Source organism: Sphingopyxis sp. DBS4 (assembly GCF_024628865.1).
In the GTDB taxonomy this organism is placed as follows: Bacteria; Pseudomonadota; Alphaproteobacteria; order Sphingomonadales; family Sphingomonadaceae; genus Sphingopyxis.
Genome location: NZ_CP102384.1, coordinates 4,107,261 through 4,126,221, shown reverse-complemented (window position 1 = coordinate 4,126,221; position 18,961 = coordinate 4,107,261). Strand labels below are relative to the sequence as shown.

General features: G+C 65.0%; 21 protein-coding genes. 12 read left to right on the top strand and 9 right to left on the bottom strand.

The window, feature by feature from the left end; translation table 11 throughout:
• Positions 1-3: 3 nt before the first annotated feature.
• The 4 genes from NP825_RS19825 to NP825_RS19810 are packed head-to-tail and all read right to left on the bottom strand — an operon-like array spanning position 4 to position 2,367.
• A complete protein-coding gene (locus tag NP825_RS19825) occupies positions 4-990 on the bottom strand; it encodes a RadC family protein (protein ID WP_257546887.1) in 987 nt (328 codons plus the stop codon).
• Positions 942-1,415, bottom strand: coding sequence for a hypothetical protein (locus NP825_RS19820; protein ID WP_257546885.1), 474 nt, complete (start codon positions 1,413-1,415; stop codon positions 942-944). Before NP825_RS19820 ends, NP825_RS19825 begins: the two co-directional genes overlap by 49 nt.
• Before the next feature lie 41 nt (positions 1,416-1,456).
• The gene (locus NP825_RS19815; RefSeq protein ID WP_257546882.1) at positions 1,457-1,789 is read right to left on the bottom strand and encodes a hypothetical protein; all 333 of its coding nucleotides are present in this window, start codon (positions 1,787-1,789) and stop codon (positions 1,457-1,459) included.
• 59 nt (positions 1,790-1,848) lie between these two features.
• Positions 1,849-2,367 carry a helix-turn-helix transcriptional regulator gene (locus NP825_RS19810; protein ID WP_257546880.1) on the bottom strand — a complete coding sequence of 173 codons (519 nt, stop codon included), beginning with the start codon at positions 2,365-2,367 and terminating at the stop codon, positions 1,849-1,851.
• A gap of 220 nt (positions 2,368-2,587) precedes the next feature.
• On the opposite strand from NP825_RS19810, the gene trbB reads away from it, so the two are divergent.
• The 12 genes from trbB to NP825_RS19750 all read left to right on the top strand — a co-directional run bounded on the left by trbB (position 2,588) and on the right by NP825_RS19750 (position 14,478).
• Positions 2,588-3,571 carry a P-type conjugative transfer ATPase TrbB gene (gene trbB / locus NP825_RS19805; protein ID WP_257546877.1) on the top strand — a complete coding sequence of 328 codons (984 nt, stop codon included), beginning with the start codon at positions 2,588-2,590 and terminating at the stop codon, positions 3,569-3,571.
• Entirely contained in the window at positions 3,568-3,900 is a 333-nt protein-coding gene (locus tag NP825_RS19800; RefSeq protein ID WP_257546875.1) for a TrbC/VirB2 family protein, read from the top strand. Before trbB ends, NP825_RS19800 begins: the two co-directional genes overlap by 4 nt.
• A complete protein-coding gene (locus tag NP825_RS19795) occupies positions 3,900-4,160 on the top strand; it encodes a VirB3 family type IV secretion system protein (protein WP_257546873.1) in 261 nt (86 codons plus the stop codon). The genes NP825_RS19800 and NP825_RS19795 overlap by 1 nt, the downstream gene beginning before the upstream one ends.
• Complete coding sequence (trbE, locus tag NP825_RS19790) at positions 4,157-6,598, top strand: conjugal transfer protein TrbE (protein WP_257546870.1); 2,442 nt, start codon at positions 4,157-4,159, stop codon at positions 6,596-6,598. The genes NP825_RS19795 and trbE overlap by 4 nt, the downstream gene beginning before the upstream one ends.
• Positions 6,595-7,311: a P-type conjugative transfer protein TrbJ gene (gene trbJ, locus NP825_RS19785; RefSeq protein ID WP_257546868.1), complete on the top strand. Its 717-nt coding sequence runs from the start codon at positions 6,595-6,597 to the stop codon at positions 7,309-7,311. The genes trbE and trbJ overlap by 4 nt, the downstream gene beginning before the upstream one ends.
• Positions 7,312-7,336: 25 nt before the next feature.
• On the top strand, positions 7,337-7,564 hold the full coding sequence (gene trbK-alt / locus NP825_RS19780; protein ID WP_257546866.1) for a putative entry exclusion protein TrbK-alt: 228 nt from the start codon (positions 7,337-7,339) through the stop codon (positions 7,562-7,564).
• Entirely contained in the window at positions 7,561-8,838 is a 1,278-nt protein-coding gene (trbL, locus tag NP825_RS19775; RefSeq protein ID WP_257546864.1) for a P-type conjugative transfer protein TrbL, read from the top strand. Before trbK-alt ends, trbL begins: the two co-directional genes overlap by 4 nt.
• Positions 8,839-8,842: 4 nt before the next feature.
• Complete coding sequence (gene trbF, locus NP825_RS19770; RefSeq protein WP_257546862.1) at positions 8,843-9,526, top strand: conjugal transfer protein TrbF; 684 nt, start codon at positions 8,843-8,845, stop codon at positions 9,524-9,526.
• Between the two features lie 35 nt (positions 9,527-9,561).
• Positions 9,562-10,377, top strand: coding sequence for a P-type conjugative transfer protein TrbG (trbG, locus tag NP825_RS19765; RefSeq protein WP_257551563.1), 816 nt, complete (start codon positions 9,562-9,564; stop codon positions 10,375-10,377).
• The gene (locus NP825_RS19760) at positions 10,374-11,591 is read left to right on the top strand and encodes a TrbI/VirB10 family protein (protein ID WP_257546860.1); all 1,218 of its coding nucleotides are present in this window, start codon (positions 10,374-10,376) and stop codon (positions 11,589-11,591) included. Before trbG ends, NP825_RS19760 begins: the two co-directional genes overlap by 4 nt.
• Complete coding sequence (locus NP825_RS19755; protein ID WP_257546858.1) at positions 11,588-11,809, top strand: DUF2274 domain-containing protein; 222 nt, start codon at positions 11,588-11,590, stop codon at positions 11,807-11,809. Before NP825_RS19760 ends, NP825_RS19755 begins: the two co-directional genes overlap by 4 nt.
• 200 nt (positions 11,810-12,009) lie before the next feature.
• Positions 12,010-14,478 carry a CoA transferase gene (locus tag NP825_RS19750; protein ID WP_257546856.1) on the top strand — a complete coding sequence of 823 codons (2,469 nt, stop codon included), beginning with the start codon at positions 12,010-12,012 and terminating at the stop codon, positions 14,476-14,478.
• 129 nt (positions 14,479-14,607) lie between these two features.
• On the opposite strand, the gene NP825_RS19745 is transcribed toward NP825_RS19750, so the two are convergent.
• The 5 genes from NP825_RS19745 to NP825_RS19725 all read right to left on the bottom strand — a co-directional run bounded on the left by NP825_RS19745 (position 14,608) and on the right by NP825_RS19725 (position 18,930).
• A complete protein-coding gene (locus NP825_RS19745) occupies positions 14,608-15,378 on the bottom strand; it encodes an SDR family NAD(P)-dependent oxidoreductase (protein ID WP_257546853.1) in 771 nt (256 codons plus the stop codon).
• A gap of 16 nt (positions 15,379-15,394) precedes the next feature.
• Positions 15,395-16,363, bottom strand: coding sequence for a methylmalonyl Co-A mutase-associated GTPase MeaB (gene meaB / locus NP825_RS19740; protein ID WP_257546851.1), 969 nt, complete (start codon positions 16,361-16,363; stop codon positions 15,395-15,397).
• Complete coding sequence (locus tag NP825_RS19735; RefSeq protein WP_257546849.1) at positions 16,360-16,776, bottom strand: cobalamin-dependent protein; 417 nt, start codon at positions 16,774-16,776, stop codon at positions 16,360-16,362. The genes meaB and NP825_RS19735 overlap by 4 nt, the downstream gene beginning before the upstream one ends.
• A gap of 12 nt (positions 16,777-16,788) precedes the next feature.
• Positions 16,789-18,465 carry an acyl-CoA mutase large subunit family protein gene (locus NP825_RS19730; protein ID WP_257546847.1) on the bottom strand — a complete coding sequence of 559 codons (1,677 nt, stop codon included), beginning with the start codon at positions 18,463-18,465 and terminating at the stop codon, positions 16,789-16,791.
• Positions 18,466-18,528: 63 nt separating this feature from the next.
• Positions 18,529-18,930 carry a nuclear transport factor 2 family protein gene (locus NP825_RS19725; protein WP_257546845.1) on the bottom strand — a complete coding sequence of 134 codons (402 nt, stop codon included), beginning with the start codon at positions 18,928-18,930 and terminating at the stop codon, positions 18,529-18,531.
• Positions 18,931-18,961 lie beyond the last annotated feature (31 nt).

Here is an 18,961-nt window from a genome sequence, read left to right as displayed (position 1 = left end):
AGCCTATTCCACGCCTTGGGAAAAATAGGCGAGGAGCCGGTGGGAAATGACCGGCTCCAATTTGATGATGCTGCGCCGCCCGTCGATAGGATCGGCGATGCGTCGCAAGATTCCCGCGTCGCAGAGCTTTTGCGCCAGGCGTAGCGCGCTGCTCATTGGGATGCTGACCGCTACGCAAAGTGAACTGATCGAGAGATCCTTGCCCTTGCACTCGTGAATAAAGAGATCGACGAGCATCTCCCAGGCGGGATCGCCGAAAAGTTCCGGTGCGCCGACGAGTTGTTGCCGCAGGAAGCGGCGGCGAACGAGCGCCTCAGCGTTCGCGAGCGCGAGGTCCGTGTCCCCGGTGCCTTGCGGAGGTTCCGGGGATCGGAGTGTGTAGGACATCGAGGTGGGCACCTGTCCCGCCATGGCATCGCGGCTGATGATGTGATGCGCATAGGCCGAGGTCACGATGATATGATCGACGATCTCGATGTCGAGCGACCGGGAAATTTGGTCGAGGCGCCGGGTCACTAGAATATCGTCCTCGCTCGGCGTGGGGTCGCCGCTTGGATGGTTGTGGGCAAGGATAAGTCCCGCCGCATTATGCTCGAGAGCGCGGCGGAATATCGTCCTCGGGTGGACCGCCACTTGGCTCAGGCCGCCATTCTGCAGTCGCTCGTCCGCTATCAGCCGCCGGGAACTGTCGAGGAAAAGCACCCGTAGCGTTTCGTCGGCAAGCGAACCCATCGACGCGATGAGATAGCGCCGAAGTTCGAGGCTAAACGGGTCGATCGCGATTCCGCGCAGGTCGCCGGCCATGGTCTCGAGCGCGGCATCCCGCGCACCGATGATCAACGATATGACCGGCGAGGCATCCCCAAGTACGCGGCGAAGCGCTTCAGGCGCCGCAGACCAGATGCGGCCTATGCTCTGGAATTCCTCGAGAAGCGTTGCGGCTATCCGCTCGCAATTTTCCGGTTCGACGGCACTGACGAGCCGCGCCAAGACCGATCGCTGCCGTTCCGTTTGACCCGAAGTTGATGCCGCCAGGTTGCGGCGATGAGCAGTGGAGGGACCAGCCAAGAGGTGGTCACCTGCATGATCAGATATGCAGCAGGATGAAGTGCAAAGTCGAAGGTGCGACTGAGATGGGCAAGTAGAGGGAGAATATGGAGGGCCGCCGCAATCATCGGCCAGAACCGATAGGCTATCAACGCGAGGAACATCGTGGAACTCGCCCCGAAGAGATCTATCGCGAGATGGCCGACGTCCAGGCTCGCATATTCTGGCGGTATGAGCAGGTGGAGCGCTTGGTCTGACGCGATCATCATCGCCGCGATCAACGCCATCGCCCGTTCCGGTCCGCCACCCCTTCGCAGGGCGTAGACGATTGCCACGAGCATGAAGATCAGGAATGCCGCAATGCGCATCCTCATCCTTTTCCATGCTCATGGCTCTCGGTCAAACGAGCTCAGGCGGCCGCGGTAAGCGGTACGACATTCGAGCGGCCGGTCTTCGGGCATTCGTGAAGGTCATAGCCCGCGGTTTCCCGGCCGATGTCGACGAGATCGCCATGGACGCGGTGGATGTCGCCGCTGAGGTCCACGAGCGCGAGCTGAGCCGTCGCCAGCCGGCGGATGGTGGCATGACCCTTGACGACCGGAACGCCCGGTGTGTCGCGCCGAGCGGCAACGACGCTGCTCATGAGAGTGGAAATCGTGATTAGCGTATCGTCAACGCTGGTTTCAGCTGCGGTTACATCTTGCTGAAGACGTACGGCGGTGGGTGCGAGTTCGTTGGACATGACTTCTCCTGTTCCGGAGGCGGCATCCGCTCCGGCCTGTTCAGCGACAATGGAAGGGGTCAGCGAGTAAGCAGCTCGGTAAGCGTCTGCCCGATAGACAGTCCGCCAAGCCCTATCAGGACGATGACGCCGACCACCGTCAACGTGATCCCGATACGTGCAGCCGAACTATGGTCGGGCCTCAACAAATCCCCGAACGGAGAGCGATTGCTCGATAGCCTGCCCCGCATTTCGGAACTGTCGTGCAATTCCATCAGGTTGGGCGGGCTTCCGTCTGGGAATTCGGATCGCACCAATGCCGGCGCCAAGGGAACACCCACCGCGTCGTATGTCATTCGGTCGTATGTTTGCTTCAGCCGGCGATAGATCACAGCAGTCTCGTTTCGATCAGCCGCGCCGAGGACATCGCGCGCCGTGGTGAGCCGCTGGTCGACGGTGTGCTTCGAAATATCGAGCAACCGGGCAATCTCTTTCGAGGTCTTGTGTTCGATGAGCAGGTCGAGGCAGGCGCGCTGCTTCTCGGTCAGGCGGCTCCAGCGATCTTCCTCGTCAATTGGGTGCGACCCCGAATCATCCATGGTCCCACTCTTGTCACAAAGCCGCCGAGTGCAAGTCACAACGGGGTGAGTCGCGGCGAGTTCGTTCCGAATTGAAGAGAAGCGGCTTTCCTAACGCCTGTCTTTCTTTCCTGTTGTTTGACGCACGCAAATCCCTGTTGAAACGGGACCTTTTCTGCGTCTCTTACTCATCCCCGTCGAGCCGGGCGCAGGTGCCCCGGACAGAAGAACGGGGACATTTATGGGCGCAGAACCGATCCGGCTGGCAGCACAGGGCCGCGGCGCCCGGATGCTGCGCACCGCGCTCGGCGGCGCCATCGCCGAGTGGCTCGCGGACCCCCGCGTCATCGAGGTCATGCTCAATCCCGACGGTCGCCTTTGGGTCGACCGCCTCGGCCACGGCATCGCCGACAGCGGCATTTCGCTGTCCGCCGCCGACGGCGAACGGATCATCCGGCTCGTCGCCCATCATGTCGGCGCCGAGGTGCATGCCGGCGCGCCACGCGTCTCGGCCGAGCTTCCCGAAAGCGGCGAACGCTTCGAGGGCCTGCTGCCTCCCGTGGTTGCCGCCCCGACCTTTGCGATCCGCAAGCCCGCCGTCGCCGTCTTCTCTCTCGGCGATTATGTCGCGGCCGGGATCATGGCCGCGGATGCGGCCGAGGTCCTTCGCCGCGGGGTCGCCGACCGGCTGAACATCCTCGTCGCCGGCGGCACCGGGACGGGCAAGACCACGCTTACCAACGCCCTGCTGGCCGAGGTCGCCAAGACGACGGACCGCGTCGTCCTGATCGAAGATACCCGCGAGCTGCAATGCGCGGCGCCGAACCTCGTCGCGATGCGGACCAAGGATGGCGTCGCTTCGCTCTCGGACCTGGTGCGCTCGTCTCTGCGGCTGCGCCCCGACCGCATTCCGATCGGCGAAGTCCGCGGCGCCGAGGCGCTCGACCTGCTCAAGGCCTGGGGTACGGGCCATCCGGGCGGCATCGGTACGATCCATGCCGGCAGCGCGGTCGGCGCGCTCCGCCGCATGGAGCAGCTGATCCAGGAAGCGGTGATCTCGGTCCCGCGTGCGCTCCTCGCCGAGACCATCGATCTCATCGCCGTGCTGGTCCGCGACGGCACCGGCCGCCGGCTTGCCCAACTCGCGCGCGTCGAGGGGCTCGACCCCGCAACCGGCGACTATCGCGTTGCCCAGCTCATCACCCCCGAAGGAGAAACCCGATGATCCATGCCTGCCGGCATGTCGCGCACCGCGCCATGCTTTGTTCGACCGCGCTTTTCGTCGCGCTCGCCGTCTCCGCGCCCGCGCGCGCCGGCGGCTCGTCGATGCCATGGGAAGCGCCGCTGCAATCGATCCTCGAGAGTATCGAGGGGCCGGTAGCCAAGATCGTGGCGGTGATCATCATCATCGTCACCGGGCTCAGCCTCGCGTTCGGCGACACCTCGGGCGGCTTCCGGCGCCTCGTGCAGATCGTGTTCGGCCTGTCGATCGCCTTCGCGGCGTCGAGCTTTTTCCTGTCCTTCTTCTCCTTCGGCGGCGGGGCGCTGGTCTGATGGAGGAGGTCCCGGGCTTCTTCGCGCCGGTGCATCGCGCGCTCGCCGAGCCGATCCTGCTCGGCGGAGCGCCGCGATCGCTTGCCATCGTCAATGGCACGCTCGCCGGCGCGATCGGCCTCGGGCTTCGCCTGTGGATCGCGGGCCTCGCGATCTGGGCGATCGGCCATGCGCTCTCGGTCTGGGCCGCGCGCCGCGATCCCCAGTTTGTCGACGTCGCCCGGCGCCACCTCAAATATCCTGTCTGGATGCGGCCATGATGAACCTTGCCGAATATCGCTCGAAATCTGCCCGCCTCGCCGATTTTCTCCCTTGGGTCGCGCTCGTGGGCGAGGGCGTGGTGCTGAACAAGGATGGCTCGCTGCAGCGCACGGCGCGCTTTCGCGGCCCCGACCTCGACAGCGCCACGCCCGCCGAACTGGTCGCCGTCACCGCGCGGCTCAACAATGCGCTGCGGCGCCTGGGGTCGGGGTGGGCGGTGTTCGTCGAAGCGCAGCGCGTGCCCGCGAGCGACTATCCGCAATCGGAGTTTCCCGATCCGGCCTCGGCGCTGGTCGATATGGAGCGCCGCGAGCAGTTCCGGGAGGAAGGGGCGCATTTCGAGAGCCGCTATTATCTGACCCTTCTGTGGATGCCGCCGGCGGAGGATGCCTCGCGCGCGGAAGGCTGGCTTTATGAGGGCATGGCGCGTTCGGGCGTCGATTCGCGCGAACATGTCGCGAGTTTCACCGACCGGACGAACCGCCTGCTCCATCTCGTCGAAGGCTTCATGCCTGAAGCCGAATGGCTGGATGATGCCGGAACGCTCACCTATCTGCACGCCACCGTCTCGACCAAGCGGCAGCGGGTGCGTGTTCCCGAAACCCCCGTCTATCTCGATGCCCTGCTGACCGACGAGCCGCTCGCCGGCGGGCTTGAGCCGCGGCTCGGCCGCCAGCATCTGCGAACGCTGACGATCACCGGCTTTCCCTCCTCGACGTGGCCGGGGCTGCTCGACGATCTCAACCGGCTCGCCTTCGCCTACCGCTGGTCGACGCGCGCGATCATGCTCGACAAGACCGACGCGACCAAGCTGCTGACCAGGATCCGGCGGCAATGGTTCGCCAAGCGCAAGTCGATCGCGGCGATCCTGAAGGAGGTGATGACCAACGAGCAGTCGGTGCTGATGGACAGTGACGCCTCGAACAAGGCGGCCGACGCCGACGTCGCGCTTCAGGAACTCGGCGCCGATCATGCGGGGATCGCCTATGTGACCGCGACGGTCACGGTCTGGGATGCCGACCCGGCGCTCGCGGCGGAGAAGCTCCGGCTCGTTGAGAAGGTGATCCAGGGTCGCGACTTCACCTGCACGATCGAGGGCATGAACGCGATCGAGGCGTGGCTCGGAAGCCTTCCCGGCCATGTCTATGCCAATGTCCGCCAGCCCCCCATTTCCACCCTCAATCTCGCCCACCTGATCCCCCTCTCGGCGGTGTGGGCGGGGGCGGAACGGGACGAGCATTTCGGTGACGCCCCCTTGCTGTACGGCAAGACCGAAGGCTCGACCCCGTTCCGTCTTTCGCTGCATGTCGGTGACGTTGGACATTGCCTCGTCGTCGGCCCGACCGGCGCCGGAAAGTCGGTGCTGCTCGCCGCCATGGCGATGCAATTCCGGCGCTACGCCGGCGCGCAAATCTTCGCTTTCGATTTCGGCGGCTCGATCCGGGCCGCGGCGCTCGCCATGGGCGGCGACTGGCAGGACCTCGGCGGCGCCTTGCACGACGGCGAAGGCGGGGTGGCGCTCCAGCCGCTCGCGCGGATCGACGAGGCGGCCGAACGCAGCTGGGCCGCCGAATGGCTCGCCGCGATGCTTGTGGGCGAAGGGGTCGATATCGATCCGGCCGCGAAAGAGCATATCTGGTCGGCGCTGACGTCGCTCGCGACGGCGCCGGTCGGTGAGCGCACGCTCACCGGGCTGGCTGTGCTGCTGCAGTCGATCGAACTCAAGCAGGCGCTTGCGCCTTATCTGGTTGGCGGCCCATGGGGCCGGCTGCTCGACGCCGACGAGGAAAGGCTCGGCGAGGCACGCGTGCAGGTCTTCGAAACCGAAGGGCTTGTCGGCGCGGCCTCGGCAGGCGCGGTCCTCTCCTATCTGTTTCACCGCATCGCGGGGCGGCTCGACGGCGCGCCGACGCTCATCATCATCGACGAGGGCTGGCTCGTCCTCGACAGTCCCGCTTTTGCGGCGCAGCTGCGCGAATGGCTGAAGACGCTGCGCAAGAAGAATGCGAGCGTGATCTTCGCAACCCAGAGCCTCGCGGACATCGAAACCTCCAGCATCGCGCCCGCGATTATCGAAAGCTGCCCGACGCGCATCTTCCTGCCCAACGAGCGTGCGCTCGAACCGCAGATCGCGCGCATCTACGAGCGCTTCGGCCTCAATGACCGGCAGGTCGAGATTTTGAGCCGGGCGACCCCGAAGCGCGACTATTATTGCCAGTCGCGACGCGGGAACCGCCTTTTCGACCTCGGGCTCGGCGAAGTCGCTCTCGCCTTCACCGCCGCCTCATCGAAGACCGATCAGACGCGCATCGGCGAGCTGTTCGCTGCGCACGGCCGCGCCGGCTTCGCCGCAGCCTGGCTCTCCCACCGCAAGCTCGAATGGGCGGCCGAGCTGCTCCCCACCATCGCCGTCCCCAATCAGGAGTCCCCCCAATGAAGAAGAATCTCGTCCGCTTCGCCCTCGCTTCGGCGCTCGTTCTGCCGGTCGCGGCCGGGCCGATGCTGACGTCCCCCGCCAGCGCGCAGCTTGGCGGCATCGTCCACGATCCGCGCAATTATTCGCAGAATATCCTGACCGCCGCGCGCACGCTCGAGCAGATCAACAACCAGATCAAGCAGCTGCAGAACCAGGCGACGTCCCTGCTCAACGAGGCGCGCAATCTCCAGAGCCTGCCGGTCTCGACGCTTAGCGAGCTGCAGGCGCAGGTCGACCAGACCCGTCAACTGCTCAAGGAAGCCGAGGGCATTGCCTATGACGTGACCGACATCCGCAAAGGCTTCGAGCAGCGCTACAAGGGCACTGCCTTCTCGGGGCCGGCCGCCGATATGGTCGCCAATGCCGAGGCGCGCTGGAAGGACAGCGTTGGCGCCTTCGAGGACGCGATGAAGGTGCAGGCCGGCATCGTCTCGAACATGGGCGGCACCCGCACGTCGATCGCGACGATCGTCGGCGCAAGCCAGTCGGCGACCGGCGCACTGCAGGCGGCGCAGGCGGGTAATCAGCTGCTCGCGATCCAGTCGCAACAGATCACCGACCTCGCCGCGGTGATGAGCGCGCAGGGCCGCGCCGAAATGCTTGCAGCGGCGCGCGCGGCTGCCGCCGAAGCCGAAGGGCGCGAACGCTTCCGCCGCTTCCGCAAGGGCAATTGAGATGGGCCGGGCGGGCGGGCTCGTGATGGCGGCAATCGTCCTGGGCCTTGCGCTGGCCCTTGCCCTCATCGCCGCGCAGGATCCGCCCGCGCCCCGTGCGTCCGCTCCCCCGATCTCCGGAGCGGACGCACCCCCCGACTTCGGCGACACGCTCCGTCGCTGCCGCATCGTCACCGAACCCGACGCGACATGCGAGGCGGCCTGGGAGGCGAAGCGGCGCCATTTCTTTCGTTCCGGAAGGCCTGAGCAATGAACGACACTGGCGTCATCGACAATTTCCTTTCGGTCTTCTCGACCTACATCGACAGCGGCTTCGGGCTGCTCGGCGGCGAGGTCGGCTTTCTGTCCTCGACCTTGATCGTGATCGATGTGACGATCGCCGCGCTCTTCTGGGCCTGGGGGACCGACGAGGATGTCCTCCAGCGCCTCGTCAAGAAGACGCTCTACATCGGCGTCTTCGCCTTCATCATCGGCAATTTCCAGGCGCTCAGCGTCATCCTGCTCGAAAGCTTCGCAGGGCTTGGGCTGAAGGCGAGCGGCGGCGGACTCGCGATCGGCGACTTCATGCGCCCCGGCATGATCGCCGCGACCGGTCTCGACGCCGCCGAGCCCTTGCTCGATGCGACCGCCGACCTTGTCGGCCCGGTCGGGCTCTTCACCAACTTCGTCCAGATCCTCATCCTGCTGATCGCCTGGGTGATCGTCGTGCTCGCCTTCTTCATTCTCGCAGTGCAGGTCTTCGTCACCATTTTGGAATTCAAATTGGTGACGCTCGCAGGCTTCGTCCTGCTGCCCTTCGCTTTCTTCAATCGCACCGCCTTCATGGCCGAGCGGGTACTCGGCCATGTCATCTCCTCGGGCATCAAATTGCTCGTCCTTGCTATGATCACCGGGATCGGCGTCACCCTTTTCGAGCGCTTCATGCAGGGCGGACTCGGCACCGAGCCCGATATCCGCGAAGTGATGGCAATCGCACTCGGGGCGCTGACCCTGCTCGGACTTGGCATCTTTGGACCGAGTGTTGCCAATGGCATCGTCGCTGGCGGTCCGCAGCTGGGAGCAGGCGCCGCTGCCGGCACCACGCTCGCCGCCGGTGCGACGATTGCCGCAGGCGCGGCGGGGGCGACGCTCGCGACAGGTGCCGCTGCGTCGATGGCCGGGAAGGGAGCAGCGGGAGCCTCGCGGGCCGCCGGATCGGCCTCGGCCTCCTATGCGCGCGGCGCGGCCGGAAAAAGCGGAATGCGCGCTTTCGGAGCGGGCATGGCCAATGTGGCACGCGACGCGGCAAGCGGAGCTGGATCGCCGCTGCGCCAGGCCGCAGCGCGCCTCCGCCAGAACTTTGCCGCGGGACAGGCCGGGAAGGCGACGCCTGCTCCCGGCGCCGACGCTTCGGCACCGCCGACATGGGCCGCGGCGATGAAGCGGCGGCAGGCGATTACCTCCGGCGCCACGATCGGCGCGCAGACACTGAAGCAAGGCGACAGCCATGGCGCCGGCTCATCCCCCGACATCAGCCAGAAGGATTGAGACCATGTTCCGACGACCGCACCAACATTATGGCAAGAGCCCCGAACCGGTGACCCCTTATCAGCGCGCCGCGCAGGTCTGGGACGACCGCATCGGATCGGCGCGCGTCCAGGCGAAAAACTGGCGGCTCGCCTTCTTCGGGTGTCTGGTCGTGTCGGGCGGTCTCGCCGCCGGGCTCGTCTGGCAGGCTTCGCGCGGAACGATCACGCCCTGGGTGGTGGAAGTCGACCGGCTTGGCGAAGCCCGCGCCGTCGCCCCCGCCGATGGCGACTATCGGCCGGCCGATCCGCAGATCGCTTTCCACCTCGCGCGCTTCATCGAACATGTCCGATCGATCCCCGCCGATCCGGTGGTTCTGCGCGCCGACTGGCTCAGCGCCTATGACTTTGCGAGCGCCAGTGGCGCGCAGGCGCTCAACGATTATGCGCGCACCAACGATCCCTTTGCCGAGGTCGGCAAGGTCCAGGTCGCGGTCGATGTCTCGAGCGTCATCCGCGCGTCCAAGGACAGCTTCCGCATCGCATGGAGCGAGCGCCGCTATCAGGACGGCAGTCTGATCGAGCGCTCGCGCTGGTCGGCGATCGTCACCGTCACGATCCAGCCGCCACGCACCCCAGACGCCCTGCGCAAGAACCCGCTCGGGCTTTTTGTCACCGCTATCAACTGGTCGAAGGAACTCAGCCAATGACGCTATATCAGCCGCTCCCGCTCGCCCTCGGAGCCATGCTCTTCCTGCTCGCCGCGCCTGCCGCCGCGGGCGATTCCGGCGACCCGCGCCAGCGCGTCGGCCGCGCCAATGCCGAGGCCCGCGTTCAGCCCGACCGCCAAGGCTATCGCAACGCGATCCAGCAATATGCATGGTCCGAAGGGGCGCTGTTCCAGGTCTATGCCGCGCCGGGGCAAGTCACCGACATCGTCCTGCAAGAAGGCGAACAGCTCGTCGGTCCGGGGCCGGTCGCTTCGGGCGATACCGTGCGCTGGATCATCGGCGACACGGTGAGCGGTGCCGGCGCGCGGCGGCGCGTGCATATCCTCGTGAAGCCCACCCGGTCGGACATCATGACCAACATGGTCATCAACACCGATCGTAGAACCTATCATGTCGAGCTGCGCGCGACCGCCGCGGCTTATATGGCCTCGGTATCCTGGACCTATCCGGCCGATGAGCTGATCGCGCTGCAGGCGGCGGAGGCCGAGGCGGCGCGCCTCGCACCCGTCGCAGGGGCGATCGATCTTGCGGCGCTCAACTTTCGGTACCGGATCGGCGGTGACAAGACGGCGTGGCGGCCTGTGCGCGCCTTCGACGACGGGCGTCAGCTCTTCATCGAGTTTGGCGAGGATATCGCCACCGGCGACATGCCGCCGCTGTTCGTGCTCGGCGCCAAGGACGAAGCCGAGTTGGTCAACTACCGCGTACAGGGGCGCTACATAATCGTCGATCGCCTGTTCGAGCGCGGCGAGCTTCGGCTCGGCGCCGGCAAGCAGGCGCGCGTCGTCCGGATCGAGCGCGAAATCGCGCGCCGCCGGGGGCGGTCGTGACGGTCCCCGCCGATCGGACGGCCCTGGAGGCCGAAGCGCCGGGCGATGACGAGGGTTTGACCCCCGGCCATGATGCCGATGCCTTCCGGCTGCGCGGCGAGCCGCCGCGCGTCATGCGCCTGTCGCGCAAGACGATGGCCATCATCGGCGCCGTTGGATGCACCGCAATCGGCGGGGCGCTGCTCATCGCTTTGCAGCCAAGGGCAGCGAAGACGCCTGAGAATCTTTATTCGGTCGATGGGGCCAACAAGGCCGAGGTCGTGACGGGCGCGCCCGCCGATTATGGCAAGATCCCGAAACTCGGGCCGCCGCTTCCCGGCGATCTCGGGCGCCCGATCGTCGCCGCGCAGCAGAATGGCGAGGCCATCCCCGTGCCACCGATGGGTCCTCCGCCGCCCGGCGGTCGATCTCCCGTCGACGAGGCGCGCGAGCGGGCGCGGCAGGAGCGCCAAGCCGCGACAGCGAGCCAGCTCTTTCTGGGTCGCGGCGCCGCGACCAGTCCAGCCGCCGAGGCGCTCGGCGCGCTCGACCTGCCCGCTCCCGCGGGCGAAACGGCTCTACAGACCCCGGCAGCGGCGCGGCGCGCCTTTCTGGATGGCGGGCCAGCGGCGCCGTTCGAAAGCGCCGAGCGCCTCCGCGAGGCTTCCTCGCCCTATGTGCTTCAGGCCGGCAGTCTCATCCCTGCGGCGCTGATCACCGGAATCCGGTCCGACCTTCCCGGGCAGGTGACCGCACAGGTCACCCAGAATGTCTATGACAGCCCGACCGGGCGCATCCTGCTCATTCCGCAAGGTGCGCGCCTTGTCGGCGAATATGACAGCGAGATCGCCGCAGGGCAGGAGCGCGTGCTGCTCGCTTGGGACCGGCTGATCCTGCCGGGAGGGCGATCGATCAGGCTCGACCGCCAGCCGGGCGTCGATGCGCGGGGCATGGCCGGCCTCGCCGACCGTACCGATCATCATTGGGGATCGGTCCTGGGTGGCGCGCTGATCTCCACCTTGCTCGGCATCGGCGCCGAACTAGGCTCGGACGGCGATGACGCGCTTCTACGGGCACTTCGCGACGGGTCGCAGGATACGGCCAACCAAGCGGGTCGGCGGCTCGTCGAGCGCCAGATGAACCTCCCCCCGACTCTCACCATTCGTCCCGGTTACGCGCTCCGCGTCCTCGTTACCCGCGATCTGATCATCGACCCCGAGGGAGGCGCGCGATGAGTAAACTCAGACTAGGACCTATCGCCGACGACAAGCCCGTGAAGCTCGCGATCGAATTGCCGGGTGCCCTGCACCGCGAGCTGGTCGCCTATGCCGAAGTGCATGCGAAGGCAACAGGCCTCGCCAAGCCCATGTCGCCCGAGAAGATAGCCGTTCCTATGATCGAGCGTTTTATAGCGACCGACCGCGGCTTCGCGACCGAACGTCGCCGGCGCTAAAGCATGGGGCAACACCTGCCGGGCCAGACGGGTTGGAGCCGACAACCGATAGTTGCGACTGCATCGCCCTATATGCCCGATCTGAAAACTGGTAATGGCTTGTCGCAAGCAAGTATTGACCTTCAGGCAGGCGTCGCCGTATATCGTTTCTGTCAAACGACGCAGGGCCACTGTGATACCTGCGCAAGGAGTGGATGCGGATGAGCGACGGCCCGAGCGGCTTCCTTTCGCCCTATCGGGTTTTGGATGTTACCAATCACAGGGGTCTCCTGGCTGGGCATATGCTGGCGCAGCTTGGCGCCGATGTCGTTCAAATGGAACCAATCGGAGGCAGCGATGGCCGGCGTCAGCCCCCTTTCGCTTCCGATTGGAGCGCAGAAGACAGCTCCTTCTACTGGGCAGCCTATGCCTCGGGGAAGCGTTCGATCCTCTGCGATCCGGAGACTGATCCGGACATGTGGGCGCGGCTTCTGGGATCGGCCGACATTCTGCTGGAGTCCGCTGCTCCCTGCGATGGTCGCCCGGACTGGCTCGATCCCGCTGCGGTCGCCGCGCTCAATCCAAGATTGGTTCATGTATCGATAACGCCATATGGCTTGACGGGTCCCAAAAGGGACTGGCTGGATAGCGAACTGACGCTCTGGGCAGCGGGCGGGCCGTTGCTCCTCACCCGCGACAACGAAGGACGGCCGCTGCGGATTAGCGCACCCCAAGCGTATCTCCACGGCGCAGCAACCGCAGCCGGGGCCGCTTTGGTGGGCCAGGCCGAGCGACTCCGAAGCGGGACAGGTCAGCACATCGATCTGGCCATCCTCCAGACTCTTCCGCAGTGTACGTTGGGCGCTGTTATCGCCGCGTCGATCGGCCACGAGAATTTCGTACCCCGACCGGGATCCACATTATCGGGCGGCAAAGGCGGGCCAATGGATCTTAGCGGGAGCGGCTCGCTGACCCGGCGATCGAAGTGGCCGATTGCCGACGGGCTTGCGGAAATGCATCTGGCGATGGGACCCGCGACTGGTCCGTCGACCAACAAATTGTTTGCATGGATGATCGAGGAAGCCGCACTTCCGGAGATCTTTCACGACTGGGACTGGACGACGCTACACGGACGGCTCGAAAGCGACATCAGCTGGGAAATGCTCGAGGAGGCTCGCCGCCATGTGTCGGCCTTCCTCGCGCGATTCCGCAAGAGGGACCTCATGCAGATCGCGCTCGACCGTGGCATCCGCATCGCGCCGATCGAAACCATCGCCGATCTTCTGGCAAGCGAACAGTTTGCGGCGCGAGGCTATCTCGCGACGGTCGCGGGTCCCGAAGGAGCCTATTCGCTGCCATGGGGCTTTGGCGGCGATTGCCCTGGCGGGTTCGCGCGGCCCACTGCCGCGCCGAGACTGAATGCCGACCGAGATCAGATCCTCGACCAATGGTCGGCGGTTCGTCGTCCGGCTGAAAGCGCGACCGAGCCATCACTTCAACCCCTCGCCGGCCTCAAGGTGCTCGACCTGGCCTGGGTCGTGGCTGGGCCGCTTATCGGCCGCAACCTCGCCGACTATGGCGCGACGGTTATCCGGATTGAGTCAGCGAAGCGTGTCGAGACGGCGCGATTGATGGGTCCGTTTCCAGCGGGCGAATATGATGTGCAGCGGTCCGCACTTTATGAGACCTGCAACGCCGGAAAACTCGGGCTGTCGCTCGATCTGTCCAAACCGGAAGCACGCGACATCGTGCGATCACTGGCGCGCTGGGCCGATGTTCTGGTCGAATCCTTCACGCCGGGGCAGATGGCGCGCTGGGGCCTGTCTTATGAAGCGCTGGCGAAGGATAATCCGGGTCTGGTCATGGTCAGTACGTCACTGACCGGCCAATCAGGACCGTTCGCCAGCTACTCGGGCTACGGCAACCATGGCGCAGCGATCGCTGGCTTCCAGAATCTCGTGGGGATGGAAGGGGCGACTCCGGTCGGACCCTATGGCCCTTACACGGATTTCGTCGCGCCGCGCTTCGGTATCCCCGCCACGTTAGCCGCGCTGGACTATCGTCGACGTACCGGTAGGGGATGCTGGCTAGACGTGTCGCAGACCGAAGCTGGCGTCCAGTTCCTTGCTGCCCAAATCGCAGAAACATCGGTTACGGGCAAGGTACAGGGGCCGATGGGCAATCGCGACCTCGCCATGGCACCGCACGGCGTTTTCCGGACCGACGCCGACGATAGTTGGATCGCAATCGCTGTGCAGTCAGATGTGCAATGGGAACGGCTTGCCGCGATCTTGCAAATCGACGAGCCCGGCTGGAAAACATTTCAGGGAAGGAAAGCCGACGAGGACGCTCTGGAACGTCGGCTCGAGCAGTGGACTGCGAGGCAGGAGGTCGCGGCGATCGAGTTGCTGTTGCAGGAAAACGGCATCCCTGCGCATCGTCTGGTTTCGATCGAAGAATTTGCCTCAGATCCGCAGATCGTGGCGCGTGAGCATCTGGTGCACCTCCCGCATTCGCTCTCGGGCACCGCTGTCGTCGAGGCGTCGCCTTTCAATCTCGCACGCACGCCGGCCGAATATGCGCGATCCGCGCCCTGTTATGGCCGCGACAACCATCTTGTCCTGACGGAAATCTTGGGGCTTGATGCGGCGAAGATAGAGGCGCTCCACGAGGCGGGGATTCTGACCTGATCACGAATTGTTCGGTGCGAGCTATGGCGCAATGGCTGGACTCGCCTTGCCGACATGGCCGGCGGCGCTGTGATGAAGCGGTCTTCAAGCCGCTCGCGCAGGAGATCGAGGTCCAACGCGCTCCTGTATTCAGGCAATCAGTGCGTTCAGCGCACCGTCGACCGCGATGACGGAGCCATTGATAAAAGAGCCCGCATCGCTCGCCAGCATAACGACGGGGCCGACCAGCTCTTCAATCTTGCCGAGGCGGCGCGCCGGCATCTGCGCGATGCGTTCGATGCCGGTCGGGCTGTCAAAGAACTCCTCGTTGAGCTCGGTCTTGAACCAGCCGGGAGCCAAGGCATTGACGCGAATATTATGCTTGGTCAGGTCAATCGCCATCGAACGGGTAAGTTGGATGACGGCACCCTTCGAGGCACAGTAGCTTGCCAGGCCGGGTTGGACGCCGAGCCCCAGAACGGATGCCACATTGATGATCGAGCCGCCCGCCTTGGCGGCGACCAGTCTGCGAGCGGCGGCCTGACCCACGTTCCAGACGCCGCGAAGATTGGTGTCAAAGACGGCGTCGCGCGCCGCGGCATCGATCTTCAGGAAATTACGCGCGTCGGTGACGCCGGCATTGCTCACGATGACGTTGACAATTCCGTAGGCATTCTCCGCAGCATCGAACGCCCGTTCGATGCTCTCGGCATCGGTCACGTCCGCCTGCGCGGCCAGCGCGCTTCCTCCCGATTGCTCGATTTCACGCACGAGGCCGTCGAGCCGATCCGCTCTGCGCGCAACCGCAACGACGCGCGCGCCCGCCGCGGCCAGCCCCAGCGCGAGCCCCCGGCCGATGCCGCTCGACGCGCCCGTGACAAGGGCAACACGCCCGGAAAGCGAAAACAGGTCAGTGGTCACGTAAAGATCCTTGCTTCTAAAGGGCGTCGAGATCGGCGAGCAATTCGAGGGCGGCGGCGGCGCCCTCGCGCCGCGACAATTTGCCGGCCGTCATGTCTTCCAGGATCGCGGCGATACGAGAATCGTCGGAACCGCTCACCAGCGCTGCAGCGGCATCGGCCACATCCCGCGCAAGCATCGACCGCGAGATCGCGCGGCCCACGGCGGGATTTGGCGGTTCAGAAAGAAGCCCCGCGAACTTGGCCTCAACCGCGTCGCCGAGCGCTTTGAGGCCATCCTGGCTCAGCGTCGAAACCGAGAGCACGGACCGGCGGTCATCAGGGCCCGAATGGTGGAGCATCGCTTTCAGATGCGCGGTCGTTCGCGCGGCGTCCGGAAGGTCCGCCTTGTTGACGACCAGCAGGTCGGCAATCTCCAATACGCCCGCCTTGATGGCCTGCATCTCATCGCCAAGGCCGGGCGCAGAGACCACGATTTTCACATCGGTCAGCTCGGCCACTTCGACTTCGGACTGCCCCGTGCCGACCGTTTCGACGATCACGAGATCCATTTCTGCCGCCGCCAGCAGATCCATGACTGAGCGTGTGGTTCGCGTCACACCGCCGAGATGGCCGCGTGCGGCAAGCGACCTGATGAACACGTCCGGGTTCGCACTATGCGCAGCCATGCGAACGCGGTCGCCCAGGACCGCGCCGCCGCTGATCGGGCTCGAGGGATCGACCGTCAGGATCGCGACGCGGCGATATCTCGGCAGCAATTCGGGCAGCAGCGCGTTGATGAGCGAGGATTTGCCTGCGCCCGGCGGACCCGTCACCCCGAGGCTTCGGCACGAATTGGCGCGGCCGCGCACCGCGACCGCCAGTTCCGTTCCCAAAGCCGAGCGGTTTTCGATCGCCGTAATCGCGCGCGCAATGGCCAGCGAATCGCGGCCGCGGACCGCCGTCAGCAGCGACGCCGCGTCAGGGCCTGCGCGCGTGGCGGTCAAACGCGACTCCGATAGGCGCGCGCGAGCCGATCGAAGGTCGCGACGACATCCGCAAGCGGGGCGCCGCCGCGGAAAATCTCTTTCACACCGACCTCCTCCAGCGGCGCGACGTCGAACGGGCGAATTACGCCGCCCACCACCACCGGCAAGTCGGGGACATCGCGGCGCTGTAATTCGGCGACGATCTTTTGCGTCGTCTCGACCTGGCCGCCGGACATGAAGCTCAGTCCGATGATGTCCACATCCTCCTGAAGCGCGACTGTGACCACATCCTCGGGCTGTTCATAGTCGATCAGCACCACTTCCATCGCGGCGTCGCGCAAGGCGAGCGCGATCGTCGCGATGGCGCGATCGTGGCTGTCGATGAAGCTCTTGGTCAGGAGGACGCGCGGCTTTGGCGCAGTATCTGGCATGTCGATCAGTTCCTATTTGTTGCGCCCGAAGACCTGGTGAAGAATGGCCTGCATCTCGCCGAGCGTCGCGTCGGCTTCTGCCGCGGCGACAAGGTTCGCCATCACCGATCCGATCGCGCGGCCCTCATTGACCTCGACCGCCGCACGGCGGAGACTATCCAGCGCCGCCGCGCAGCGAGCGGCATCGCGCTCGAGGCGATGCCGCTCGACATCGGCAATCGCCAGCCGCGCGGCTTCGGGATCGGGCTGGAACACCGCGAATTGCTCGGGTTCGTCGGTGGTATATTTGTTGACGCCCACCATCGTTCGCGCGCCGCTTTCGATCTCCTGGCGCCACTGGTATGCGGCGGCGGAAACCTGCTGCTTGATCCAGCCTGACTCGATGCAGGCGATCAGTCCGCCCCGGTCGTCGATGTCGGCGATGATTTCGAATACCCGCCGTTCGATCTCGTCGGTCAGCGATTCCACATAATAGGAACCGCCAAACGGATCCGACACATGGACGGCGCCGGTTTCCTCGGCAATGATCTGGCTGGTTCGAAGCGATAGCGTCACCGCTTCTTCAGTCGGCAGACCAAGCGCCTCGTCATAAGCGTTGATCGTCATACCGTTGGCGCCCGACAGGACCGCCGCAAGCGCGCCATAAGCATTGCGGACGAGATTGTTCAGCGGCTGCTGGGCGGTCAGCAGCGAGCCCGCGGTCTGGGCATGAATGCGCGCCTGGAGCGAAGCGTTCTTCTTGCAGCCGAAGCGCTCGCGGTTCACCTTCGCATACACCCGCCGCAAAGCGCGGGTCTTCGCCACCTCTTCGAAGAAATTCTCGCCGTAGCGGACGTGGAACCCGAAACGCGGCACGACGGCGTCGGGATCGATGCCAAGTTTGACGCACTCTTCGTTGACCGCGATGATCGCGGCAATCGAATAGGCGACGGCCTGGACGTTCGTAGCGCCAGCTTCGCAAATATTATGCTCGCTGATGGTGAGCGGATTCCAGAGCGGCACATGCTCGGCGCAATAGGACGCGATATCGGCGATCAGCCGGTAGCTGCCGCGCGGCGAGAAGTTCGTCCCGCCGCTATGACCAAAGAAATCCCAGATGTAGTTGGTGAGATTACCGCCAAGCTTGTCGAACGCGAAACCGCGGCGCTTGGCCGCCGCGAGATAAAGCCCGAGCATGGCCGGCGACCCGGCGTTGAGGACCATCGATACGGTTGTCTTCGCCAGATCCTTGCCAGCCAGCAGGACTTCGTAATCGCGCGCCTTGCAGACCGAAATGCCGCAGTCGCCGATGCTGCCGCGAACCCCGGGGTGGTCGGGGTCATAGCCCATCGACGTCGGCATATCGAAAATGAAATTATAGGCCTCGCGATCAAAATAGCCTTTCGACCCGCCCTGCTCGAGCAGCAGATCCATCCGCTCGCGGGTCTGTGAGGGCAGGCCGAAGCCAATGATCTGGAGGTCCATCCAGGGTTGGAACTGATAATGAATCGGGTAGATGCCGCGCGTATAGGGATATTGCCCGGGCATCTCGGCGTCTTTGCCGTGCCTGTCTAGGCCACCATAAACGGGATCGACCTCGACGCCTGACCGGTTGCGCGCGACGAAGGAGCGATCCTTGTAACGCGCCGACACCGTCTGTTGCCAAAGGGCATAGGGGCTGTCTTCTGGCTTTGTGTCGGCGCTAGTCATCGGACTGAAGGCTCCCTTTCAGGCTTCTGATCTGCGACGACCGCGTCGCAGGCGTGCAAGGCATCACGCTGCAAAAATTGTCTTCAGATGAAGCGTGTCGTTATATTCTTTGACGGCCGCGATGCGGCCATCCCTGATCGTGAACAGAAAGTGATATTCATTGTTGTAGATGCGCCCGTTGGTGATCTCGCCATGCGCTTCGACCTCGGCAGCGACCTTGTCGCCTTCGCCGATCATGCCGCGAATGCGCATGTCGATCCCGCCGGGGATTTTAGCGCCGATACCGCGCAGGACGGCACTGATGCCCTCCTTGGTCTTCATTCCGGCCTGTGGAAGCTGATCGGGCTTGCCGCCGATCCACCAGGTCGCGTCGTCGGTCAGGCTGTCGATCAGGCCGTCGGCATCGCCGCCCGCGAACTTGGCAAGGAACTGCCGCACAAGCGCTTTGTTTTCTTCGATGGACATGGCTTACTCCAGTAAGATGGTGACGTAGTTC

Coding starts and splice junctions, on each gene's coding strand:
- NP825_RS19820 (WP_257546885.1), bottom strand. CDS start 1,415: ATGCGCATTGCGGCATTCCTGATCTTCATGCTCGTGGCAATCGTCTAC.
- NP825_RS19815 (WP_257546882.1), bottom strand. CDS start 1,789: ATGTCCAACGAACTCGCACCCACCGCCGTACGTCTTCAGCAAGATGTA.
- NP825_RS19810 (WP_257546880.1), bottom strand. CDS start 2,367: ATGGATGATTCGGGGTCGCACCCAATTGACGAGGAAGATCGCTGGAGC.
- trbB (WP_257546877.1), top strand. CDS start 2,588: ATGGGCGCAGAACCGATCCGGCTGGCAGCACAGGGCCGCGGCGCCCGG.
- NP825_RS19800 (WP_257546875.1), top strand. CDS start 3,568: ATGATCCATGCCTGCCGGCATGTCGCGCACCGCGCCATGCTTTGTTCG.
- NP825_RS19795 (WP_257546873.1), top strand. CDS start 3,900: ATGGAGGAGGTCCCGGGCTTCTTCGCGCCGGTGCATCGCGCGCTCGCC.
- trbE (WP_257546870.1), top strand. CDS start 4,157: ATGATGAACCTTGCCGAATATCGCTCGAAATCTGCCCGCCTCGCCGAT.
- trbJ (WP_257546868.1), top strand. CDS start 6,595: ATGAAGAAGAATCTCGTCCGCTTCGCCCTCGCTTCGGCGCTCGTTCTG.
- trbK-alt (WP_257546866.1), top strand. CDS start 7,337: ATGGCGGCAATCGTCCTGGGCCTTGCGCTGGCCCTTGCCCTCATCGCC.
- trbL (WP_257546864.1), top strand. CDS start 7,561: ATGAACGACACTGGCGTCATCGACAATTTCCTTTCGGTCTTCTCGACC.
- trbF (WP_257546862.1), top strand. CDS start 8,843: ATGTTCCGACGACCGCACCAACATTATGGCAAGAGCCCCGAACCGGTG.
- trbG (WP_257551563.1), top strand. CDS start 9,562: ATGCTCTTCCTGCTCGCCGCGCCTGCCGCCGCGGGCGATTCCGGCGAC.
- NP825_RS19755 (WP_257546858.1), top strand. CDS start 11,588: ATGAGTAAACTCAGACTAGGACCTATCGCCGACGACAAGCCCGTGAAG.
- NP825_RS19750 (WP_257546856.1), top strand. CDS start 12,010: ATGAGCGACGGCCCGAGCGGCTTCCTTTCGCCCTATCGGGTTTTGGAT.
- NP825_RS19735 (WP_257546849.1), bottom strand. CDS start 16,776: ATGCCAGATACTGCGCCAAAGCCGCGCGTCCTCCTGACCAAGAGCTTC.
- NP825_RS19730 (WP_257546847.1), bottom strand. CDS start 18,465: ATGACTAGCGCCGACACAAAGCCAGAAGACAGCCCCTATGCCCTTTGG.
- NP825_RS19725 (WP_257546845.1), bottom strand. CDS start 18,930: ATGTCCATCGAAGAAAACAAAGCGCTTGTGCGGCAGTTCCTTGCCAAG.